Origin of the sequence: Rahnella sp. EDr1-12, from assembly GCF_049206505.1 — a bacterium.
GTDB lineage: Bacteria > Pseudomonadota > Gammaproteobacteria > Enterobacterales > Enterobacteriaceae > Rahnella > Rahnella rivi.
Map to the genome: position 1 here is coordinate 129,008 of NZ_JBLZNY010000006.1, position 18,634 is coordinate 147,641.

Genomic DNA, 18,634 nt, shown 5'->3' on the forward strand with positions numbered 1-18,634 from the left:
TTATCCGTTTTCAGTTTGTTTATGGAAAAGCTCCCTGAAGACCGGATAAATATCTTCCTGTTCACGGATATGCTGCATCGCGAAATTACCGAATTTCTGTTGCAACACTTCGTATTCACGCCACAGCGTCTGATGGGCGCGGCGGGTGATTTCGATATAACTGTAATAACGCACCATGGGCAGGATCTTCTGCGCCAGAAGCTGGTGGCACAGAGGGGAGTCGTCAGCCCAGTTGTCGCCATCGGAGGCCTGCGCGGCGTAAATGTTCCACTGCGCCGGATCGTAACGTTCCTGAATGACTTCATCCATCAGCTTCAGTGCGCTCGACACGATGGTGCCGCCGGTTTCCTGCGAGTAGAAGAACTCCTGTTCATCCACTTCTTTTGCCTGTGTATGGTGACGGATATAGACCACATCGACGTTTTTATACGTCCGACTCAGGAACAGATAGAGCAGAATGTAAAAACGTTTGGCCATGTCTTTGGTCGCCTGATCCATTGAACCCGAGACATCCATCAGACAGAACATCACCGCCTGGCTTGAAGGTTCGGCGCGACGCTCATAGTTGCGATAACGTAAATCAAAGGTATCGATAAACGGCGTTTTAGCGATTTTCGCCCGCAGCTCAGCAATCTCTTTGCGCAGCCGTTCCTCTTCCAGTAACTGTGCCGGTTCGCTGATTTCAACCTCAGAAAGCGTCGATTCCAGTTCACGCAGCTCCCGTTTTTTACCGGCCGTCATCGCCGTTCGGCGTGCCAGCGAGTTTTGCAAAGAACGCACCACGCTGATGTTGGCCGGCACACCGTTAGAGGTATAACCGGAGCGATGGGTTTTATACTCATTCAGCTGTTTATGCTGATTTTTTTTCAAATTAGGCAGCGCCAGATCTTCAAATAACAGATCGAGATATTCGTCTTTGGAAATCTGGAAGGAGAATTCATCTTCGCCTTCACCGTCCTGACTGGCATCGCCCTGACCACTGCCGCCGCCACCGCCCCCTTGCGGTCGCTCGATGCGGTCATTCTGCACAAAGTGGTCATTGCCGGGGTGAACACGGTGGCGTAAGCCACCGCGGCCCTGATGGAACATGGGTTCATTGATATCCGCATTGGGGATCGACACTGACTCCCCGCTGTCGACGTCGGTAACCGAACGCTTGTTAATGGCCTCGGCAATCGACTGTTTGATTTGCGACTTATAGCGGCGCAAAAAGCGCTGGCGGTTAACCGCGCTTTTATTTTTGCCATTAAGCCGACGGTCAATAAAATACGTCATATTTCCCCCAAACGGCGTTGCCAACGATCCCCTGTTACGAGGATTTTCTCACGCGCAGATACCATTCACACAGCAGGCGAACCTGTTTGCGTGTATATCCTTTCTCCATCATTCTGTCGACAAAATCATCATGTTTCTTCTGTTCATCGGTCGACGTTTTGGCATTGAACGAAATAACCGGCAGTAACTCCTCGGTATTGGAGAACATTTTTTTCTCGATGACCGTGCGCAGTTTTTCGTAACTGGTCCAGTTCGGGTTACGGCCGCTGTTATTGGCACGGGCACGCAGCACGAAGTTGACAATCTCATTACGGAAATCTTTTGGATTGCTGATCCCGGCTGGTTTTTCGATTTTTTCCAGCTCGGCATTCAGCGATTCACGGTCAAACAGTTGTCCGGTATCCGGGTCGCGATACTCCTGATCCTGGATCCAGAAGTCAGCGTACGTCACATAACGGTCGAAAATGTTTTGTCCGTATTCTGAGTAGGATTCCAGATAAGCGGTCTGGATCTCTTTGCCGATAAACTCGGCGTATTTCGGGATCAGATAGCCTTTCAGGTGTTCCAGATATTTTTCAGCGACGTCCTGCGGGAACTGTTCGCGCTCGATTTGCTGTTCCAGCACGTAGAACAGATGCACCGGGTTGGCCGCCACTTCCACATGGTCAAAGTTGAACACGCGGGAGAGGATTTTAAAGGCGAAACGCGTGGACAGCCCGTTCATGCCTTCGTCCACGCCCGCATAATCGCGGTATTCCTGATAGGACTTGGCTTTCGGGTCGGTATCTTTCAGGCTTTCACCGTCGTATACCCGCATTTTGGAATAGCTGCTGGAGTTTTCCGGCGTTTTCAGGCGGGAAAGAATCGAAAAGCGGGCCAGCGTTTCCAGGGTTCCCGGCGCGCACGGTGCATGAGAAAGCTCACTGTTGCTGAGCAGTTTGTCGTAGATTTTCATCTCTTCGGACACGCGCAGGCAGTAAGGGACTTTCACGATGTAGACACGGTCAAGGAAGGCTTCATTATTCTTGTTGTTACGGAACGTCACCCACTCAGATTCGTTGGAGTGCGCCAGAATAATGCCGTTGAACGGCAGGGCGGAAATGCCTTCAGTACCGTTATAGTTCCCTTCCTGCGTTGCCGTCAGTAACGGGTGCAGCACTTTAATCGGTGCCTTGAACATCTCGACGAATTCCATCACACCCTGGTTCGCACGGCACAGCGCGCCGGAATAACCGTAGGCATCAGGATCGTTTTGCGCGTGGTTTTCCAGTTTACGGATATCCACTTTCCCGACCAGCGCGGAGATGTCCTGGTTGTTTTCATCGCCGGGCTCGGTTTTCGCGATAGCGATTTGTTCGAGGATCGACGGCCAGACTTTCACGACTTTGAATTTGGTGATGTCGCCGCCAAATTCGTGTAAACGTTTCGCGGCCCACGGCGACATAATGGTGCCGAGGTAGCGCGGAGGGATGTTGTATTCTTTTTCAAGAATGTGCGCATCTTCCTGCGGATTAAACAGACAAAGTGGATGGTCGTTTACCGGACTGCGGTCGCCGTTGGCGCTCAGCACGTAAATCGGTACGCGTTGCATCAGGGATTTCAGCCGTTCGGCCAGTGAGGATTTACCGCCACCCACCGGGCCCAGTAAATAGAGGATTTGTTTCTTTTCTTCCAGGCCCTGCGCGGCATGTTTCAGGTAGGAGACGATCTGTTCGATGGCCTCTTCCATACCGTAAAACTCTTCAAATGCAGGGTAACGTGCAACAACACGGTTCGAGAATAAACGCGACAGGCGAGGTTCAAGCGCGGTATCTACCATCACTGGTTCACCGATTGCCATCAACAGACGTTCCGCCGCATTGACATAAGCACTGCGATCTTGCCGAGCAATGGTAAGAAATTCCTGCAGTGTGAACTCTTCGTCCTTGGCAGCCTCATAGCGCTGGCGATAATGGTCAAATATGTTCATACGATGCCCGTCCTTCGTTATTTTACCTTTCGTTCCTGGGATCGCGTCTGCCATTCCAGTGACTGGGGTAAAGCACAGGTTAATGAGAGCGTAAATCTGGATCTACACAATCGCTCCCGGAAGAAAGATCCCACCTGAATACAGCAACCCTTATGCCAACTTGCAGAACCCCTTGGATGCAGACAGTTGCGAATGACTAAAAACTGTCTTAAATCGGTGGAGCGGGCAACCGGTTCAGGCTAAGTCTTTCATCTATTTATAAGCGTAGTTTGGCATTAGAAAAATTTCCTCTCTGCTTCTGGCGTTTTTTAAGTCATATCAATGACTCAGTTCCTGCAAATCGTCTGAAAAGCCTTACAGGACGTGCCTTCAGGGCCGAAAGTGTTTTCTTTAGTCATTTTTATTTCATATTTTGCAGATAAATTATGCGATCGCCTCTGTTTTACTGAGTAAAGCTGTCTCAGCACAATCTGAAAAACTGTAAATGCTAAGCGCAATGTTTAACGTTCATTTACACTAGCGACGATTTTTTACTTAATGGAATTAAGACAATGAAAATTTCAAACCTTAAAACACTGTCAATCGTGGGCGCGGCAGTGCTTTGCAGCCATGCAGCAGTGGCTGGCACCTGGTCACTCGGCGCATCTGCGCTGGGCGACGTCAACCCGTATCGCGGTTATGACAATAAAGTCTTGCCAGTGCCAATTGTCTCTTACGAGGGGGATGATTTTTATTTCAAATCACTGACTGCGGGTTACTACCTGTGGAAAGACGATAAGAACAAGTTCAGCGCGACCACCACATACGTACCTTTCGGGTTTGACCCGGATGACAGCGATGACAATCAGATGAAACATCTGAACAAACGTCGCGGCACCTTATACGCGGGTCTGGCGTATTCACATATCGAAGACTGGGGTACGCTGCGTGCTACCTTCAACGGCGATGTATTGAATAACAGTAACGGTTTGCTGGCTGATGCGGCGTACCTGTACCCGATCCGCCAGGATAACTGGGCGCTGATCCCGGGCTTTGGTGTGATGTACAACAGCAGCAATCAGAATGACTATTACTATGGCGTTACCAAGGGTGAATCACGTCGCAGTGGCCTGAGCAGCTATTCCGCCGATGACAGCTTCAGCCCGTATGCTGAGCTTTCTGCACGTTATAACTTCACCCGCGAGTGGCAGGCATTCTTCACCGGTCGCTATATTCGTCTGGCGGATGAAGTGAAAGACAGCCCGATGGTCGATAAGTCATATTCTGCGATTATCTGGACAGGTGTCACTTACACCTTCTGATGCAATGCACCGCGACGGTGAACATATTGCACATTAATGGGGCGTTTCGCCCCATTTGCACATTTAGAGTTCAGTGCGCTTTAAAACCATCGAATAAACTTTTCAGCCACGACCCAACCGGAGGAAACAGATGAAAGCGAAAACCGTGCAATTCCCTGATGGCACGACAGTTCCCGCAATCGGACAAGGTACCTGGTATATGGGGGAGCGAAACAGCGATCTCCGCGCCGAAGTACAGGCCTTACAGCAGGGGCTGGACGCCGGTATGACCTTGATTGATACCGCAGAAATGTACGCAGACGGCGGTGCGGAAAGGGTGGTCGGTGAAGCCATTGCCGGGCGTCGTGATGCGGTGTTTCTGGTATCAAAAGTGTACCCGCACCATGCCGGTGGCGCGAAAGCTATCGCCGCCTGTGAACAGAGCCTGAAGCGCTTAAAAACGGAGTGTATAGACCTGTACCTGTTGCACTGGCGTGGTTCGATTCCGTTACATGACACGGTGGCGGCGATGGAGACATTGCAGGCATCCGGCAAAATCCGCCGCTGGGGCGTCTCGAATCTCGACACTGACGATATGCAGGCGCTGTGGAAAATCCCCGGCGGTCAGGCGTGCATGACCAATCAGGTGCTGTATCACGCCGCCGCCCGTGGCATTGAATTTGATCTGCTGCCGTGGTGTGAAGAACACAGCGTACCGGTGATGGCTTACTGCCCGCTGGCACAGGCGGGTAAATTGCGTCACGACGTGCTGACGTCAGCGGTGATGCAGGATATCGCCAGTGCGCGGGGCGTCAGCAGTTCGCAGGTTGCACTGGCGTGGGTCACCCGTACGGGCAACGTGATCGCGATTCCGAAGGCGGTTCAGCCTCAGCATGTTAAAGATAATGCGGCGGCGCTGACGCTCAGCCTGACGGAAGATGAAATAGCGCGAATCGACGCAGCATTCCCGGCGCCGAACCATAAAACGCCGCTGGATATGGTCTGACGCCAGATCATCACTTCAACCTTAAGACGACAAAAAGGGGCCAGATGGCCCCTTTGTTATGTTTATGCAAACGCCAGCCGTTTATTTGCGCAGGGAAAACGTTACCGCCAGACGCGCCGGAGCGGCATGGGTAGAAACGTGCGGATGGGAAACTTGCGCAGTTTCCACGCAGACCATGGTTTTATAACCATCATCGGGCATGTCCGCCATGCTGACGGACAATACCGAGCCTGGGTTCCATGCCACCACATCGCTGTTGTTTTCATGTGCGATAACCAGCGTGCGTTTTAGCACAGGATCGACGATTTCGCTGGTCGCCTGCGGCTGGGTGTAAATGCGGTCAGTCTGGCCGGTGAAGGTCAAATCACCTTCTTCCTGCTTGGCTTTTGCGCCGTCAACTTTATCGATAAAGCTGTTGCCCAGACCTTTAATGCTGACACCGGCGATATCGCCAATGTTGAAATAGGTGTGCAGGGCACTGTTGGCCTCGAAATCACCGGTAGATTCAAGCTCAATGTGGCAGGTTTCACCCAGCGTGAAGCGGGCTGTCAGCGTGAAATCATGTGGCCAAAGTTCGCGCGTTTTTTCACAGCTTTTCAGCGTCAGCGTCAACACCACGCCCTGTTGGGTTTCCTGGTGTTCGGTCAGTGTCCACGGCATGTTTCGTGCGAAACCATGGGAAGGTTTACCGGCAGGGCCGAACCACGGCCAGCAGATTGGAATGCCGCCACGTATTGCCACACCTTCTTTAAATGCGCTGGCGCTGCTCATCCACAGCACCGGTTCTTTGCCTTCCGGTTGCCATGCCAGCAGGTGCGCGCCCTGAAGGGCCACGGCTGCATGAACTTTCGGATGGGCAACCACGATAACCGGCAGTTCATCGATCTGACGCTGGCTGATGGTGGTGGAGATTTGGTTTACAACGGGTAGGGAGAGGAGTTGCTCGATCATTATCTGGTGTCCTGTTGATTTTATATCGGGTAGATAAATAATTACGATGATAAGAACCAAGACTACAGATGAACGGAAGCTTTGTGATTGATCGCACTCATGTGCCTGATAAAAAGTGCATCTGACAGAAAGCAAAAGGGCGACTTGCGTCGCCCTTCAATCAGTTCATCAACATTGCCAATTATTTGGAAACGTGAGAAATCAGATCCAGAACTTTATTTGAGTAGCCAGTTTCGTTGTCGTACCAGGAAACCAGTTTCACAAAGTTGTCGTTCAGAGCGATACCTGCTTTCGCATCAAATACGGAAGTCAGTTTTTCGCCGTTGAAGTCGGTAGAAACAACGTCGTCTTCGGTGTAACCCAGAACGCCTTTCAGATCGCCTGCTTCAGAAGCTGCTTTGATCACTGCGCAGATTTCTTTGTAGGTCGCTGGTTTTTCCAGACGTGCAGTCAGGTCAACCACGGAAACGTTAGGGGTAGGAACGCGGAACGCCATACCAGTCAGTTTGCCGTTCAGAGCTGGGATAACTTTACCTACTGCTTTAGCAGCACCGGTAGAAGAAGGGATGATGTTCTGAGATGCGCCGCGGCCGCCGCGCCAGTCTTTGTGAGACGGGCCATCGACAGTTTTCTGAGTTGCGGTAGTTGCATGAACAGTGGTCATCAGCGCTTCAACGATACCGAAGTTGTCGTTGATCACTTTAGCCAGTGGTGCCAGGCAGTTAGTGGTGCAAGATGCGTTAGAAACGATTTCCTGACCTGCGTATTCTTTATGGTTAACGCCCATAACGAACATAGGGGTGTCATCTTTAGATGGACCAGTCAGAACCACTTTCTTAGCGCCAGCAGTGATGTGCTTACGTGCAGTCGCGTCGTCCAGGAACAGGCCAGTTGCTTCAGCAACAACATCAACGTTCACTTCATTCCATTTCAGGTTAGCTGGGTCACGCTCAGCGGTAACACGGATGGTTTTGCCGTTAACAACCAGGTGACCGTCTTTCACTTCTACGGTACCGTTGAAACGACCATGAGTTGAGTCGTACTTCAGCATGTATGCCATGTATTCTGCGTCTAACAGATCGTTGATTGCTACGATCTCGATGTCAGAACGTTCCTGAGCAGCACGGAAAACAATGCGACCGATACGGCCAAAACCGTTGATACCTACTTTGATAGTCATATATTCCACCAGCTATTTTTTTAGTGAATAAAAGGTTGGTTGTAAAATTACAAAAACCTTGCTGAGCGTCAAGCGGAATCGTGTCAATTATTGCTGTAAGTCAAAGCGACGACCTACTGTTGTTCGCTTATTGCACGTTCCGTTTTTTTAATCGGCTCACAACCACATGGGGGCGAAAAACTGAATATAAAGGGTCACAAGAGCAGGATTGTGATCGCCATCACAAGTTGGAGCTGGCTAACGCTGATGCCCTACAGTTTAGGACAAAACAGGCAGACCTGTTGTTAATTTTTTGTTATTATAAACTGTTATTTTAGTTGATTTTTCTATTCGTCAGAGAACGATTATTATGAGCAATGAATCCAAATCATCTTCTTCACTCGAACAACTTACTGAAATTCAACGTTATGTGACGCAGGAGCACGGTACGGAGCGTCCGTATACGGGTAAACTGCTGCACAATAAACGCGACGGCATCTACCATTGCCTGGTCTGCAACGCGCCTCTGTTCTACTCCGACACCAAATATGACTCCGGATGCGGCTGGCCAAGTTTTTATCAGCCGGTTGAGCACGACGCCATTACTTACCTGACCGACAATACCCACGGTATGGAGCGGGTGGAAATCCGCTGTTCGAATTGCGAAGCGCATTTAGGGCACGTTTTCCCTGACGGCCCGGAGCCGACCGGTGAGCGTTATTGCGTCAACTCCGCGTCGATGAGTTTTATCGACGGTGAAAACGGCGATAAAACCGCAGGCTGAGCGATAAAGACAACCTGACGTAATTTTACCGACAAAATCGATTCAGCAATTATTCAAATTCCCGTGAATAATGGTGGCGAGCAGGGGGTAGCAGATGGAAATAAATCAACTCATTGATGTGATGACGCCGGAAATTTACGCGCGTCTGGCACAGGCCGTCGAACTGGGCAAATGGCCCGACGGCGTGGCGCTGACCCCGGAACAAAAAGATCACAGTTTGCAGGCAGTGATGCTGTATCAGTCGCGTCACAACGTGGATGCGCAACACATGAGCATCGGCACCGACGGCCAGATTGTCACGAAAAGCAAACAGGAACTGAAACAGCAGTTCGCGGAAGAGACGTTGATTCGGCTCAGACCGGAGTAACAGAAAATCTTTCGGATAAATACCTTCTGTTTTACCTGGGTTGGGGGGAAATTTCCTTTTAACCCGCCGTCGTCAACAGAAGGTAACAAGCCCCGATCTGCGGGGCTTGGGTTTTCTGATTTCCCCGGCATTCATTATCTTTCAGAGCTGGCGCCGTTATAACGCACTTTTCATCAGAATATAGGTGGCGTCTTTGCGTTTGTGTTGGTCAATCAGCGGGACAAGCCGTTTGAAGTGCTCACTGGCACAATGTGCCTCGAGCGCTGCATGGTCTGGCCACTATTCAATAAAAATGAAATGACCCGGATCCTTTTCATCAATGAACAGATGATAAGCAAGGCATAAAGGTTCCCGCTGAGTGGCTTCAACCAACTCGGAATACAATGGCATGACTGTGCCGATCGACTCCGGTTTAATAAAATCTTCTGCAATCACTTTTAACATGTTTTTCTCCTGAGATGTTCTCCCTCCAGAGTTTCCAACATCGCGTCAAGTACATCGCCCGGCCTTTCCAGCACGGCCAGATGCGTGATGGCATTCTCCAGCCGTTTCACCGCAAAGAAATCATGATCCGCCGCGAAACGCTGTTGTAAAAGCAGGTACTCGTCATTTCTGTCGAGGGAATAAATGTGGGTAGCCTTTGGCGGATGACGGAGTTTTTCGAGGCGACGCAGAGGCGAACCGTGCTGATGATAAGCATCGGCGATGACCTGCCCTGCAAGTCGCCACAGCTGGAAACTGGATCCGGACATTTCGGTTTTAAGATGGTGGATGATGTCGGGTGACTCGCTTCCTGCCAGCCAAAATTCGTACAGGTCATTTCGGGCGTTTTTCCAGCTATTTTCATCCTGCATCTCTTCGATTGAACTGAAGAATTCCGGCACGGGTTGATTCATTATCCAGTCAAGGAAGACCACTGCAGGCACGCGTTCTGGTAAACGTTCCGCCAGATCAACGGCTATCCAGCTGGCATGCGCAACGGAAACAGGGATTACCCGCAGAAGGTTGAGGTGTCCGATGAGTACCAGAGCGTCGTTTAATAACGCCGCGCCGTCAAAATCCCGGCCATCGGTTGATGATTTTCCATGACCTCGCCAGTCGATAATCACCACGCGAAAGCTGCTGGCCGCCAGCGCAGCGAACTCATGGAAAACCGTTTTCGGCTGACACCAACCCGGCATGAGAAAAAGCGTCGTATCACCCGCACCCATGTCCTGATAATCGATATCGCCATGTGCTGTGTGCAAAACAGGCATGCAAACGTCCCTCGTGAAATGAATGAAGGACTACCCTAACCGATCCCGCTAATTAAACAAGATTAAACTTGGTAAATTAACGTCAAGGTGTTCGGACATACAGTGTCACGCCTGAGTCTTTCGGACATTTTCTTTAATTTCAGGGGAATGCACGGCATCGGGGCGCCTGCGACAAAGACGCCCCAAAACGAAATTACGCCAGAACCTCAGCCGAGGTGCTCACTTTCGCGCCCGCCTGTTGCATGGCGTCAATGGCGTCGCTGCTGTCCTGCGGTTGAAGATTTACACCACGGCAGCCGTCGGTGATCAGTGTGACCTCGTAACCCTGCGTCAGCGCATCCAGCACGGTAAATTTCACGCAGTAATCCGTGGCGAGGCCCATGACGTACAGATGGGTGATTTTGGCCGCTTTCAGCCAGTCGTTCAGCATGGTTGCCGAAAGATGTCCGTTATCGTAAAACGCGCTGTAACTGTCGATATCCAGATTCGTGCCTTTCTGCACCACGAAATCCAGACGTTGTGTCTCCAGCGCCGGGTGAAACTCTGCGCCGGGTTCGTTTTGCACACAATGCACTGGCCACCAGACCTGCGGCAGGCCGTCCAGTTCACCCATCGTCCAGGCTTCTGCATGTGAGTTCACCGCAAAACTGCGATGCTTTGCGGGGTGCCAGTCCTGAGACGCCACGACGGCGACATTGCGCTTTTTACACCACGCCATCATCTGATTGGCGACCGCAATCGTGGCATCACCTTCAGCGACGGCTAATGCGCCGCCCTGACAAAAATCATTTTGCAGATCAACCAGCAACAATGCAGATTTCATATCGCCTCTTATTCAGTGAGTTCGCCGCGCAGGTTTTGCTGCATCAGTTCCCGGATCGCTTCGGGGGTATGCGACTGGCTGAGCAGATAATGCAGTTTGGTCAGCGCCGCCTCAACGGTCATATCAAACCCGCTGATCACACCCGAATGCGCCAGCGCGTTGCCGGTGGCATAGCCGCCCATGTTCACGCGACCGGAAATACATTGCGTCAGGTTAACCACCACAATGCCACGCTCCGACGCGTCTTTCAGAACTTTCAGCAAATCGCCTTTCTGCGGCGCATTTCCCACGCCGTAGGAGCGCAGAATTAATGCTTTGACCGGTTGCATCAGGAAGTTTTGCACCACTTCTGCGGAAATTCCCGGATAAATCGTCACCACGCCAATTGGCTGCGGAGTGATGTTGTGGACTTTCAGACTGGCGGCCGGCACCTGCGGCAGGGACGGCGTGGAAAGGCGGCGGATGTGGATCCCGGCTTCCAGAAGCGGCGTCAGATTCGGTGATGCGAAGGCATCAAAACCATCCGCATGCGCTTTGGTGCTGCGGTTGCCGCGATACAGACGATTGTTGAAGAACAGCGTCACTTCGTTGACCGGATGATTCGCGGCAATGTACAGGGAATTGAGCAGGTTGATTTGCCCGTCAGAACGCAGCGCTTCCAGCGGAATTTGTGACCCTGTCACAATAACCGGCTTGCTCAGGTTTTCCAGCATGAACGACAGCGCCGAGGCGGTGAACGCCATCGTGTCGGTGCCGTGCAGGATAACGAAACCGTCGTAATCTTCGTAATGTGCCTGAATATCATCAGCGATGTGTTGCCAGTCTTCCGGCGTCATGTCGGAGGAATCCATCAGCGGGGCGTATTCCTGAATGGTGAACTCAGGCATTTCAGGGCGATGGAATTCCGGCATCAGCGCCAGTTGTCGCTGCAGGTGGCCGGAAACCGGAATGTAACCCTGTTCTGAACGCTGCATACCGATGGTGCCGCCGGTGTAGGCAACATAAATAGATTTTTTAGTCATCGAAGGTGTTCTTTTTATAGAAAGGTGAAAGCAACTGCGGTGAGTATAAAGACTTCGTTGCCGGTGTCCCACCCAAAAAAAGCCCGGAGTCTCGGGAAGAGGCTCCGGGCTGACTGTTTGCGGTATAAATGAACGTTACTTCACGTCACCGCAGGTCAGGCACAGGGCATAACGGTTTTGCGGATCGTTCATGTTATTGAACAGATCGGCCTGTGATTTCAGCTCCATCGCCATTTTGCTCACCGGTGCAGGCAGGTAAGCCTGAACCACCGCAGGCAGCATGGCGTGAACGGACGCGCTCACTTGTGAAAACACCATATCACTCAGGCTTGGCTGACTGACATACCAGTTCAGCTGCCATTTCGGCAGTTTCGCAAGCTCTGCGGCTTTCTTCACGGCATCGTCGAAATCACCCAGTTCATCTACCAGGCCGTTGGCTTTGGCATCAGAACCGATCCACACATGCCCCTGGGCGATCTGGTCGATCTGCTCAGGCGTTTTGTGGCGCGCATCAGCCACCAGGCCGAGGAAGGTTTTGTAACCGTTCTCGATATTCAGTTGCATCATCTGCGAGAACTCCGGCGGCAATGCTTTGGTGGACGCGATGTCTGCCAGCGGGGAGGTGGCCACGCCGTCAGTGTGCACACCGGCGTAATCGAGCGTGTTCTGGTACGTGTTGATCACGCCAAAGATACCGATGGAACCGGTGAGGGTGCTCGGGCTGGCAATGATGTAGTTCGCCGGCGTGGAGATCCAGTAACCGCCGGACGCCGCCATGCCGCCCATTGACACCACCACTGGCTTACCGGCAGCTTTCGCGGCGGCAAGTTCAGAGCGGATCACTTCGGAGGCGCTGACGCTGCCGCCAGGGCTGTTCACGCGAAATACAATCGCTTTCACTTTCGGATCCAGACGGGCATCGCGAATTTGTTGTGCGGTGGTATCCCCGCCGACAGCACCCGGTTGTTCTTCACCGTCGTTGATCGCACCGGTCGCAAAGATCACGGCAATTTGCGGATCGTTATTGTCAGCTTTTGGTTTTGGCGAGTAATCGTAAATGCTGGTGTAATTAAAGTCTTTGGTGGTTTTATTCCAGCCAAACGCTTTGACCATGTCATTTTCTGTTTCACTGCGTGATGCCAGAGCATCCACCAGTTTGGCTTTCAGCGCGTACTGCGCCATGTCGCCGCCGGTGGCCTGCATCCCGGCCAGAACGCCTGCCGCACCCGGGAACAGTTGCTCAGGGGTAATCTGACGATTAGCAGATACGGTATTCAGATAATTTGTCCACAATCCGCCAACCCAGCGGCTGTCTGCTTCACGGGCAGCAGGGGACATGTCATCACGGATCAACGGCTCGACAGCGGATTTGTATGTCCCGACGCGGAAGATATTGGTGGTGACTTTCAGCTTATCCAGCAACGATTTGTAATACAGATTGTTGGTGGCAAAACCGTGCAAATCGACCGCGCCCTGTGGCGAGAGGTAAATTTTGTTGGCGTAGCTGGCCAGATAATATTGCGACTGGTCGTAGCTGTCATCGATGGCATAAATCGGTTTGCCCGCGTCGCGAAATTCACGCAGCGCCTTGCCGATATATTGCATAGAGGCCTGATCGGTGCCGGTGAAGTCAGTCAGCTGCAACACCATACCGGTGATGTTTTTGTCATCTTTCGCCGAGCGGATGGTATCTACCAGGTCAAAGAGGGCATTTTCCTGCAGGCGGCTGCTGGAAGTGCCCAGCAGTTCGCGGCCCCACTGGCGCACTTTATTATTGACCGAAGGCTTATCCACCACGGATCCGCTGAGGTCGACCAGCAACGCACCTTTGGTGGTGTCAGCGGGTTTATCCTGCACGGCATACCAGATGCCGACCCCGGCCAGAATGATCACTATAAGAAATACGTTGAGAATAAATTCTCGGACGAAATTAAGAAGACGCCAGGTCCACTTAAAAAAACCGGCGATAATTCGCCACAATGTGCGCATGGTCTCTCCAACAAGACGGGAAAAGTATCGCTATCCTAATGACCCGCCGGAGAAAAGTCAGCTTTAAATCATTTCAGAATTTACCGGTGACAGATTATCTGAAAGCCATCAGCCGGTTGGAAAAAGGCCTCGTGCCTATGTTAACGTACGGTTAATAGCAATTATTCTCAGTTCTGCTCAGGAGTTTTCAATGGATGCTTTAGATTTATTACTCAACCGCCGTTCTGCTTCACGTCTGGCCGCGCCAGCCCCGTCCGGTGAGGCGCTGCAAAACATCATTAATGCCGGTCTGCGCGCACCGGATCATGGTGCCTTACAGCCGTGGCGCTTTGTCATTGCTGAAAACGACGGGCTGGTGCGTTTTAGCGAACTGCTGCGTGCGGCAGCGATTAAAGACGGCGCGGATGAAAAGGCCATTGAAAAAGCCACTCAGGCGCCGCTTCGTGCGCCGCAAATCATCACCGTGATTGCCGCCTGCAAAGAAAGCGCAAAAGTGCCACAGTGGGAGCAGTTACTCTCTGCCGGTTGCGCGGTTCAGGCCATGCAGATGGCGGCGCTGGCGCAGGGCTTCAACGGTATCTGGCGCAGCGGGGCGTGGACCGATCATCCTGACGTGCGCAAGGCATTTAAATGCGGTGAAAATGATAAAATTGTCGGGTTCCTGTATCTCGGCACGCCGCAGTTAAAAGCCAGTCTTCAAATCATTCCGGTCGACAGCACGCCATTCGTCAGCCACTTTTAAGCAGGGCGCACAACGTCATCACTCGCCGGTTTTTCTCAGTGCTTTCTGATTAAACCGGTTTTTTGCTGCCTTAATGAGCGACCGTCATCTCAGATACCTTTAACCGTCTTACTAAATGTGCCGCCAGCGGCTAACATAGCCCCCTCTGGATGATGAGGACGTTGTGAATGAAGGATGGGACAATGAAAATGTTAGCCGTTAACACTCTGACGGGCGCTGTCTGATGCGTCTGTTCATTGCGGAAAAACCCAGCCTTGCCCGCGCCATTGCGGATGTTCTGCCGAAACCTCATCGTCGCGGTGACGGTTATATTGCCTGTGGTAACGATCAGGTGGTCACCTGGTGCGTAGGTCACTTGCTGGAGCAGGCTCAGCCGGACGCCTACGACAGCCGCTTTGCGCGCTGGTCGCTGGCCGATCTGCCGATCATCCCCGAAAAATGGCAACTCCAGCCGCGTTCCTCCGTGGCTAAACAACTCAACGTCATTAAGCGCTTATTGCTCGAGGCCTCTCAGGTCGTCCATGCCGGTGACCCGGATCGCGAAGGGCAATTGCTGGTGGATGAAGTGCTGGATTACCTTGAGCTGACGCCGGAAAAACGTCACGCCACCCAGCGCTGCCTGATTAACGATCTCAACCCGCAGGCCGTCGAACGCGCCATTGAACGGCTGCGGGATAACCGGGATTTCATCCCGCTGTGCGTTTCCGCGCTGGCCCGCGCCCGCGCAGACTGGCTGTACGGCATCAACATGACCCGCGCTTACACTATTCTGGGTCGCAACGCCGGGTACAACGGCGTGCTCTCCGTGGGACGTGTACAGACGCCTGTCCTCGGGCTGGTGGTGCGTCGTGACGAAGACATTGAAAACTTCGTGCCGAAAGATTTCTTTGAAGTGAAAGCGCACATCGTGACGCCCGCCGACGAGCGTTTTGTCGCCCTGTGGCAGCCGAGCGAATCCTGTGAACCTTACCAGGATGAAGAAGGGCGTCTGCTGCACCGGCCGCTGGCCGATCACGTGGTGGCACGCATCGGCGGCCAGCCTGCCATCGTCACCGGCTATAATGACAAGCGTGAGAATGACATTGCGCCGCTGCCGTTTTCGCTTTCCACCTTGCAGATTGAAGGCTCCAAAGCCTTCGGGCTGAGTGCGCAGCAAATTTTAGATATCTGTCAGAAATTATACGAAACGCACAAATTGATTACGTATCCGCGTTCAGACAGCCGATATCTCCCTGAGGAGCATTTTGCCGGACGTCATGCGGTGCTTAACGCCATCGGCGTGCATCAGCCGGACCTGATGCCGCAACCGGTCATGGACACGGATATTCGTAACCGCTGCTGGGATGACAAAAAAGTCGATGCCCACCACGCGATCATCCCGACCGCCCGCAGCAGCAAAGTGCACCTGACAGACAACGAACAAAAGATTTACGGCCTGGTGGCGCGTCAGTATCTGATGCAGTTCTGCCCGGATGCGGTCTACCGCAAATGCGTGATTGATCTCGATATCGCCGGTGGCAAGTTTATCGCCAAGGCGCGTTTTCTGGCCGAGGCGGGCTGGCGCACGTTGCTGGGCAGTAAAGAGCGTGACGAAGAGAATGAGGGCACACCGCTGCCGGTGGTGGCGAAAGGCGACGAATTACTCTGTGAACGGGGTGAAGTGGTGGAGCGTCAGACCCAGCCGCCACGGCCTTTCACCGATGCCACGCTGCTTTCCGCCATGACCGGTATTGCGCGATTTGTGCAGGACAAAGCGTTGAAGAAAATTTTGCGTGCGACCGACGGGCTGGGTACGGAAGCCACGCGCGCCGGGATTATCGAACTGCTGTTCCGCCGTGAATTTTTGTACAAGAAAGGGCGCTACATTCATTCCAGTGATACGGGCCGCGCGTTAATCCACTCGCTGCCGGATATCGCCGGAAGGCCGGACATGACCGCCGACTGGGAATCGACCCTGACGCGCATCAGTGAAAAGAACTGCCGTTATCAGGATTTCATGCAGCCGCTGGTCGCGACGTTGCAGGATCTCATCATGCAGGCGAAAACGAACCGGGTATCTTCGGCATTCCGCAGTCTGCCTTCCAAACCAGCGGGCGCAGCGGCGAAAGGCAAAAGCGCCCCTAAACGACGTAAAGCGAGCACCAAAGGTAAGGAAGCAAGCAGTGATGAATAATATGAAAAACGTGCTGATGATTTTACTGGCGGGTTCGGCGTGGCTGTCTGCCCACGCGCTGGCGAACCGCACCGGTTATAACAATGGTGCTGACGTCGTGGTGCCGCTGCCGCCGCAAATCTGGGAGAACAGCGGCAACAGTAATAACAACAGCGCACCGACCTGTCACAACTGCTGTATTTACAATAATCAGAGCTACAGCGAGGGCGCGGTGGTGACCGCCGACAGCGTGGTATTGCAATGCGTGCGCGATCCGCTGGTGGTGGGCACCAATGAGCTGAAGTGGCAGGTGCTGAAGAAGTAGTGTTCAGCCTGACGTGAATGTACAGACACTCATTTTCAGACAGTAAAAAGGCGCGGAACTGTATTCAGTCCGCGCCTTTTTTAATGCGTGACAGTCAGCCGCAATATGCGCGCTGATAAGCGTCGATCAGCGGAACGTCTGCCGGTGCCAGCTCAAAAGAGTGCACGTCGGCAGGCTCTACCCAGCGGATTTCGGAGTGACACTGTAACGTTATCACTCCCGTGAAATCACTGACCCGCCAGCCGTGCAGGCGAATCAGCCGCGCGGGCTGTTGCAGTTCGCTGGTCGCGACAAATTCTGCAACCGTCGCGTCGATCCCCAGCTCCTCCTGCAATTCGCGGATCAGCGCGGCCTGCTGGCTCTCACCGGCTTCGACTTTCCCGCCAGGAAACTCCCACAAACCGGCCTGATCGCCGGTGGCATCACGACGGGCAAGCAGCAATTTCCCCTCGCGCTCAATCAGTGCGGCCACCACATCGACAATCTTCATTATTTCAGGTCGAACGTCGCCCAGATTGGCGCGTGATCTGAAGGTTTTTCCATTCCACGGATATCGTAATCGATACCGGTTTCGATGCAGCGTGAGGCAAGCGGCGTACTGGCCATGATCAGATCGATACGCAGGCCACGGTTTTCATCGAAGCCGCGTGAACGGTAGTCAAACCACGAATATCTGTCGGCGGTTTCCGGGTTGGCGGCGCGGAAAGTATCAATCAGCCCCCAGCCTTTCAGGCGTTCCATCCACTCACGCTCTTCCGGCAGGAAAGAGCATTTACCGGTGCGCAGCCAGCGTTTACGGCTGTCTTCGCCGATACCAATGTCGAGATCGGTGGGGCTGATATTCACGTCACCCATCACCACCACCGGATTATTCACCGACAGACTGGTGTTCAGGTAATCCTGCAAATCGCGGTAAAACTTCTCTTTTGCCGGGAATTTGGTCGGGTGGTCACGGCTTTCGCCCTGCGGGAAGTACCCGTTGATGACCGTCAGCACGCCCTGCGGCGTTTCGATGTCGGCCATGATAATGCGGCGCTGAGACTCTTCGTCATCACCAGGGAAACCACGGCGTACAGCCAGCGGTGCCTGTTTGGTCAGCATGGCAACGCCGTAATGGCCTTTTTGCCCGTGATAGAAAACGTGATAGCCATACTGGCTGACATCTTCGAGCGGAAACATATCGTCATGGACCTTGGTTTCCTGCAAACCAATGACGTCAGGCTGATGCTGTTCGATAATTGCCGCAAGCTGATGCGGGCGGGCGCGCAATCCGTTGATATTAAAGGAGACAAACTTCATAGTCGGGAACCATTTGGCGATGAAATCAGAAGGGCGATAGTAGCAGATAAAGGGGCAGATGGCGAAACCGCTACGCTGATGAAAAGGCCAGCAAAGGCGCATTGCGGGGCAAACAGTCTGCCCAAACTTTGTGACAATCCGGATTGAGTTGTACAATTAATTTGTCAACTTTTCGTGACAGTCTCTTCTGCCACTGTACATGAAAGAGTATTATGCCACTCAGCGATTTCCGCAC

17 protein-coding genes and 1 pseudogene are annotated in these 18,634 nt (G+C 52.8%); 7 read left to right on the forward strand and 11 right to left on the reverse strand.

Annotated elements, in window-relative coordinates:
* On the reverse strand, positions 1-1,275 hold the full coding sequence (locus tag ACO0U8_RS20220; protein ID WP_056770300.1) for a YeaH/YhbH family protein: 1,275 nt from the start codon (positions 1,273-1,275) through the stop codon (positions 1-3).
* A gap of 34 nt (positions 1,276-1,309) precedes the next feature.
* Positions 1,310-3,244 (reverse strand): protein kinase YeaG, encoded by a 1,935-nt coding sequence (yeaG, locus tag ACO0U8_RS20225; protein WP_056770303.1) that lies wholly within the window; start codon positions 3,242-3,244, stop codon positions 1,310-1,312.
* A gap of 551 nt (positions 3,245-3,795) precedes the next feature.
* On the opposite strand from yeaG, the gene ACO0U8_RS20230 reads away from it, so the two are divergent.
* Positions 3,796-4,545 (forward strand): MipA/OmpV family protein, encoded by a 750-nt coding sequence (locus tag ACO0U8_RS20230; protein ID WP_056770306.1) that lies wholly within the window; start codon positions 3,796-3,798, stop codon positions 4,543-4,545.
* A 130-nt stretch (positions 4,546-4,675) separates the two neighbouring features.
* Positions 4,676-5,530: an aldo/keto reductase gene (locus ACO0U8_RS20235; RefSeq protein ID WP_421671496.1), complete on the forward strand. Its 855-nt coding sequence runs from the start codon at positions 4,676-4,678 to the stop codon at positions 5,528-5,530.
* An 81-nt stretch (positions 5,531-5,611) separates the two neighbouring features.
* Here the strand turns inward: ACO0U8_RS20235 and ACO0U8_RS20240 are convergent, their stop codons facing one another.
* Together ACO0U8_RS20240 and gapA are read right to left on the reverse strand one after the other, a co-directional pair.
* The gene (locus ACO0U8_RS20240; protein WP_421671497.1) at positions 5,612-6,481 is read right to left on the reverse strand and encodes a D-hexose-6-phosphate mutarotase; all 870 of its coding nucleotides are present in this window, start codon (positions 6,479-6,481) and stop codon (positions 5,612-5,614) included.
* Between the two features lie 181 nt (positions 6,482-6,662).
* Positions 6,663-7,661: a glyceraldehyde-3-phosphate dehydrogenase gene (gene gapA, locus ACO0U8_RS20245; RefSeq protein ID WP_056770313.1), complete on the reverse strand. Its 999-nt coding sequence runs from the start codon at positions 7,659-7,661 to the stop codon at positions 6,663-6,665.
* A gap of 349 nt (positions 7,662-8,010) precedes the next feature.
* On the opposite strand from gapA, the gene msrB reads away from it, so the two are divergent.
* Complete coding sequence (msrB, locus tag ACO0U8_RS20250; RefSeq protein ID WP_056770316.1) at positions 8,011-8,424, forward strand: peptide-methionine (R)-S-oxide reductase MsrB; 414 nt, start codon at positions 8,011-8,013, stop codon at positions 8,422-8,424.
* A 94-nt stretch (positions 8,425-8,518) separates the two neighbouring features.
* Positions 8,519-8,791, forward strand: coding sequence for a YeaC family protein (locus tag ACO0U8_RS20255; protein ID WP_056770320.1), 273 nt, complete (start codon positions 8,519-8,521; stop codon positions 8,789-8,791).
* A 156-nt stretch (positions 8,792-8,947) separates the two neighbouring features.
* Here the strand turns inward: ACO0U8_RS20255 and ACO0U8_RS20260 are convergent.
* From ACO0U8_RS20260 to sppA, 5 genes and pseudogenes are all read right to left on the reverse strand, one after another.
* Positions 8,948-9,235, reverse strand: a pseudogene (locus ACO0U8_RS20260) (putative quinol monooxygenase).
* The gene (locus ACO0U8_RS20265; RefSeq protein ID WP_421671498.1) at positions 9,229-10,047 is read right to left on the reverse strand and encodes an alpha/beta fold hydrolase; all 819 of its coding nucleotides are present in this window, start codon (positions 10,045-10,047) and stop codon (positions 9,229-9,231) included. The pseudogene ACO0U8_RS20260 and the gene ACO0U8_RS20265 overlap by 7 nt, the downstream one beginning before the upstream one ends.
* Positions 10,048-10,240: 193 nt before the next feature.
* Positions 10,241-10,870: a bifunctional nicotinamidase/pyrazinamidase gene (pncA, locus tag ACO0U8_RS20270; protein ID WP_122095219.1), complete on the reverse strand. Its 630-nt coding sequence runs from the start codon at positions 10,868-10,870 to the stop codon at positions 10,241-10,243.
* Positions 10,871-10,878: 8 nt separating this feature from the next.
* On the reverse strand, positions 10,879-11,892 hold the full coding sequence (ansA, locus tag ACO0U8_RS20275; protein WP_056770331.1) for an asparaginase: 1,014 nt from the start codon (positions 11,890-11,892) through the stop codon (positions 10,879-10,881).
* A gap of 135 nt (positions 11,893-12,027) precedes the next feature.
* Complete coding sequence (sppA, locus tag ACO0U8_RS20280; protein ID WP_056770334.1) at positions 12,028-13,881, reverse strand: signal peptide peptidase SppA; 1,854 nt, start codon at positions 13,879-13,881, stop codon at positions 12,028-12,030.
* 190 nt (positions 13,882-14,071) lie between these two features.
* Between sppA and ACO0U8_RS20285 the strand changes: the two genes are divergently transcribed.
* The 3 genes from ACO0U8_RS20285 to ACO0U8_RS20295 all read left to right on the forward strand — a co-directional run bounded on the left by ACO0U8_RS20285 (position 14,072) and on the right by ACO0U8_RS20295 (position 17,100).
* On the forward strand, positions 14,072-14,623 hold the full coding sequence (locus tag ACO0U8_RS20285; protein WP_056770338.1) for an NAD(P)H nitroreductase: 552 nt from the start codon (positions 14,072-14,074) through the stop codon (positions 14,621-14,623).
* 223 nt (positions 14,624-14,846) lie between these two features.
* On the forward strand, positions 14,847-16,796 hold the full coding sequence (locus ACO0U8_RS20290) for a DNA topoisomerase III (RefSeq protein ID WP_162997815.1): 1,950 nt from the start codon (positions 14,847-14,849) through the stop codon (positions 16,794-16,796).
* 1 nt (position 16,797) lies between these two features.
* Positions 16,798-17,100, forward strand: coding sequence for a DUF1496 domain-containing protein (locus tag ACO0U8_RS20295; protein ID WP_217203655.1), 303 nt, complete (start codon positions 16,798-16,800; stop codon positions 17,098-17,100).
* A 94-nt stretch (positions 17,101-17,194) separates the two neighbouring features.
* Here ACO0U8_RS20295 and ACO0U8_RS20300 read toward each other — a convergent pair whose 3' ends face one another.
* Together ACO0U8_RS20300 and xthA are read right to left on the reverse strand one after the other, a co-directional pair.
* On the reverse strand, positions 17,195-17,590 hold the full coding sequence (locus ACO0U8_RS20300) for a pyrimidine (deoxy)nucleoside triphosphate diphosphatase (RefSeq protein WP_217203642.1): 396 nt from the start codon (positions 17,588-17,590) through the stop codon (positions 17,195-17,197).
* Positions 17,590-18,399, reverse strand: a complete 810-nt coding sequence (gene xthA, locus ACO0U8_RS20305) for an exodeoxyribonuclease III (RefSeq protein WP_056771915.1) — start codon at positions 18,397-18,399, stop codon at positions 17,590-17,592. The genes ACO0U8_RS20300 and xthA overlap by 1 nt, the downstream gene beginning before the upstream one ends.
* Positions 18,400-18,634 lie beyond the last annotated feature (235 nt).

What these genes read in the sequence shown, in the direction of transcription:
- ACO0U8_RS20240 (WP_421671497.1), bottom strand. Translation starts at nt 6,481, where the DNA reads ATGATCGAGCAACTCCTCTCCCTACCCGTTGTAAACCAAATCTCCACC.
- ACO0U8_RS20285 (WP_056770338.1), top strand. Translation starts at nt 14,072, where the DNA reads ATGGATGCTTTAGATTTATTACTCAACCGCCGTTCTGCTTCACGTCTG.
- ACO0U8_RS20235 (WP_421671496.1), top strand. Translation starts at nt 4,676, where the DNA reads ATGAAAGCGAAAACCGTGCAATTCCCTGATGGCACGACAGTTCCCGCA.
- ACO0U8_RS20220 (WP_056770300.1), bottom strand. Translation starts at nt 1,275, where the DNA reads ATGACGTATTTTATTGACCGTCGGCTTAATGGCAAAAATAAAAGCGCG.
- ACO0U8_RS20265 (WP_421671498.1), bottom strand. Translation starts at nt 10,047, where the DNA reads ATGCCTGTTTTGCACACAGCACATGGCGATATCGATTATCAGGACATG.
- ACO0U8_RS20300 (WP_217203642.1), bottom strand. Translation starts at nt 17,590, where the DNA reads ATGAAGATTGTCGATGTGGTGGCCGCACTGATTGAGCGCGAGGGGAAA.
- ACO0U8_RS20230 (WP_056770306.1), top strand. Translation starts at nt 3,796, where the DNA reads ATGAAAATTTCAAACCTTAAAACACTGTCAATCGTGGGCGCGGCAGTG.
- gapA (WP_056770313.1), bottom strand. Translation starts at nt 7,661, where the DNA reads ATGACTATCAAAGTAGGTATCAACGGTTTTGGCCGTATCGGTCGCATT.
- xthA (WP_056771915.1), bottom strand. Translation starts at nt 18,399, where the DNA reads ATGAAGTTTGTCTCCTTTAATATCAACGGATTGCGCGCCCGCCCGCAT.
- ACO0U8_RS20255 (WP_056770320.1), top strand. Translation starts at nt 8,519, where the DNA reads ATGGAAATAAATCAACTCATTGATGTGATGACGCCGGAAATTTACGCG.
- ansA (WP_056770331.1), bottom strand. Translation starts at nt 11,892, where the DNA reads ATGACTAAAAAATCTATTTATGTTGCCTACACCGGCGGCACCATCGGT.
- msrB (WP_056770316.1), top strand. Translation starts at nt 8,011, where the DNA reads ATGAGCAATGAATCCAAATCATCTTCTTCACTCGAACAACTTACTGAA.
- pncA (WP_122095219.1), bottom strand. Translation starts at nt 10,870, where the DNA reads ATGAAATCTGCATTGTTGCTGGTTGATCTGCAAAATGATTTTTGTCAG.
- ACO0U8_RS20290 (WP_162997815.1), top strand. Translation starts at nt 14,847, where the DNA reads ATGCGTCTGTTCATTGCGGAAAAACCCAGCCTTGCCCGCGCCATTGCG.
- sppA (WP_056770334.1), bottom strand. Translation starts at nt 13,881, where the DNA reads ATGCGCACATTGTGGCGAATTATCGCCGGTTTTTTTAAGTGGACCTGG.
- ACO0U8_RS20295 (WP_217203655.1), top strand. Translation starts at nt 16,798, where the DNA reads ATGAAAAACGTGCTGATGATTTTACTGGCGGGTTCGGCGTGGCTGTCT.
- yeaG (WP_056770303.1), bottom strand. Translation starts at nt 3,244, where the DNA reads ATGAACATATTTGACCATTATCGCCAGCGCTATGAGGCTGCCAAGGAC.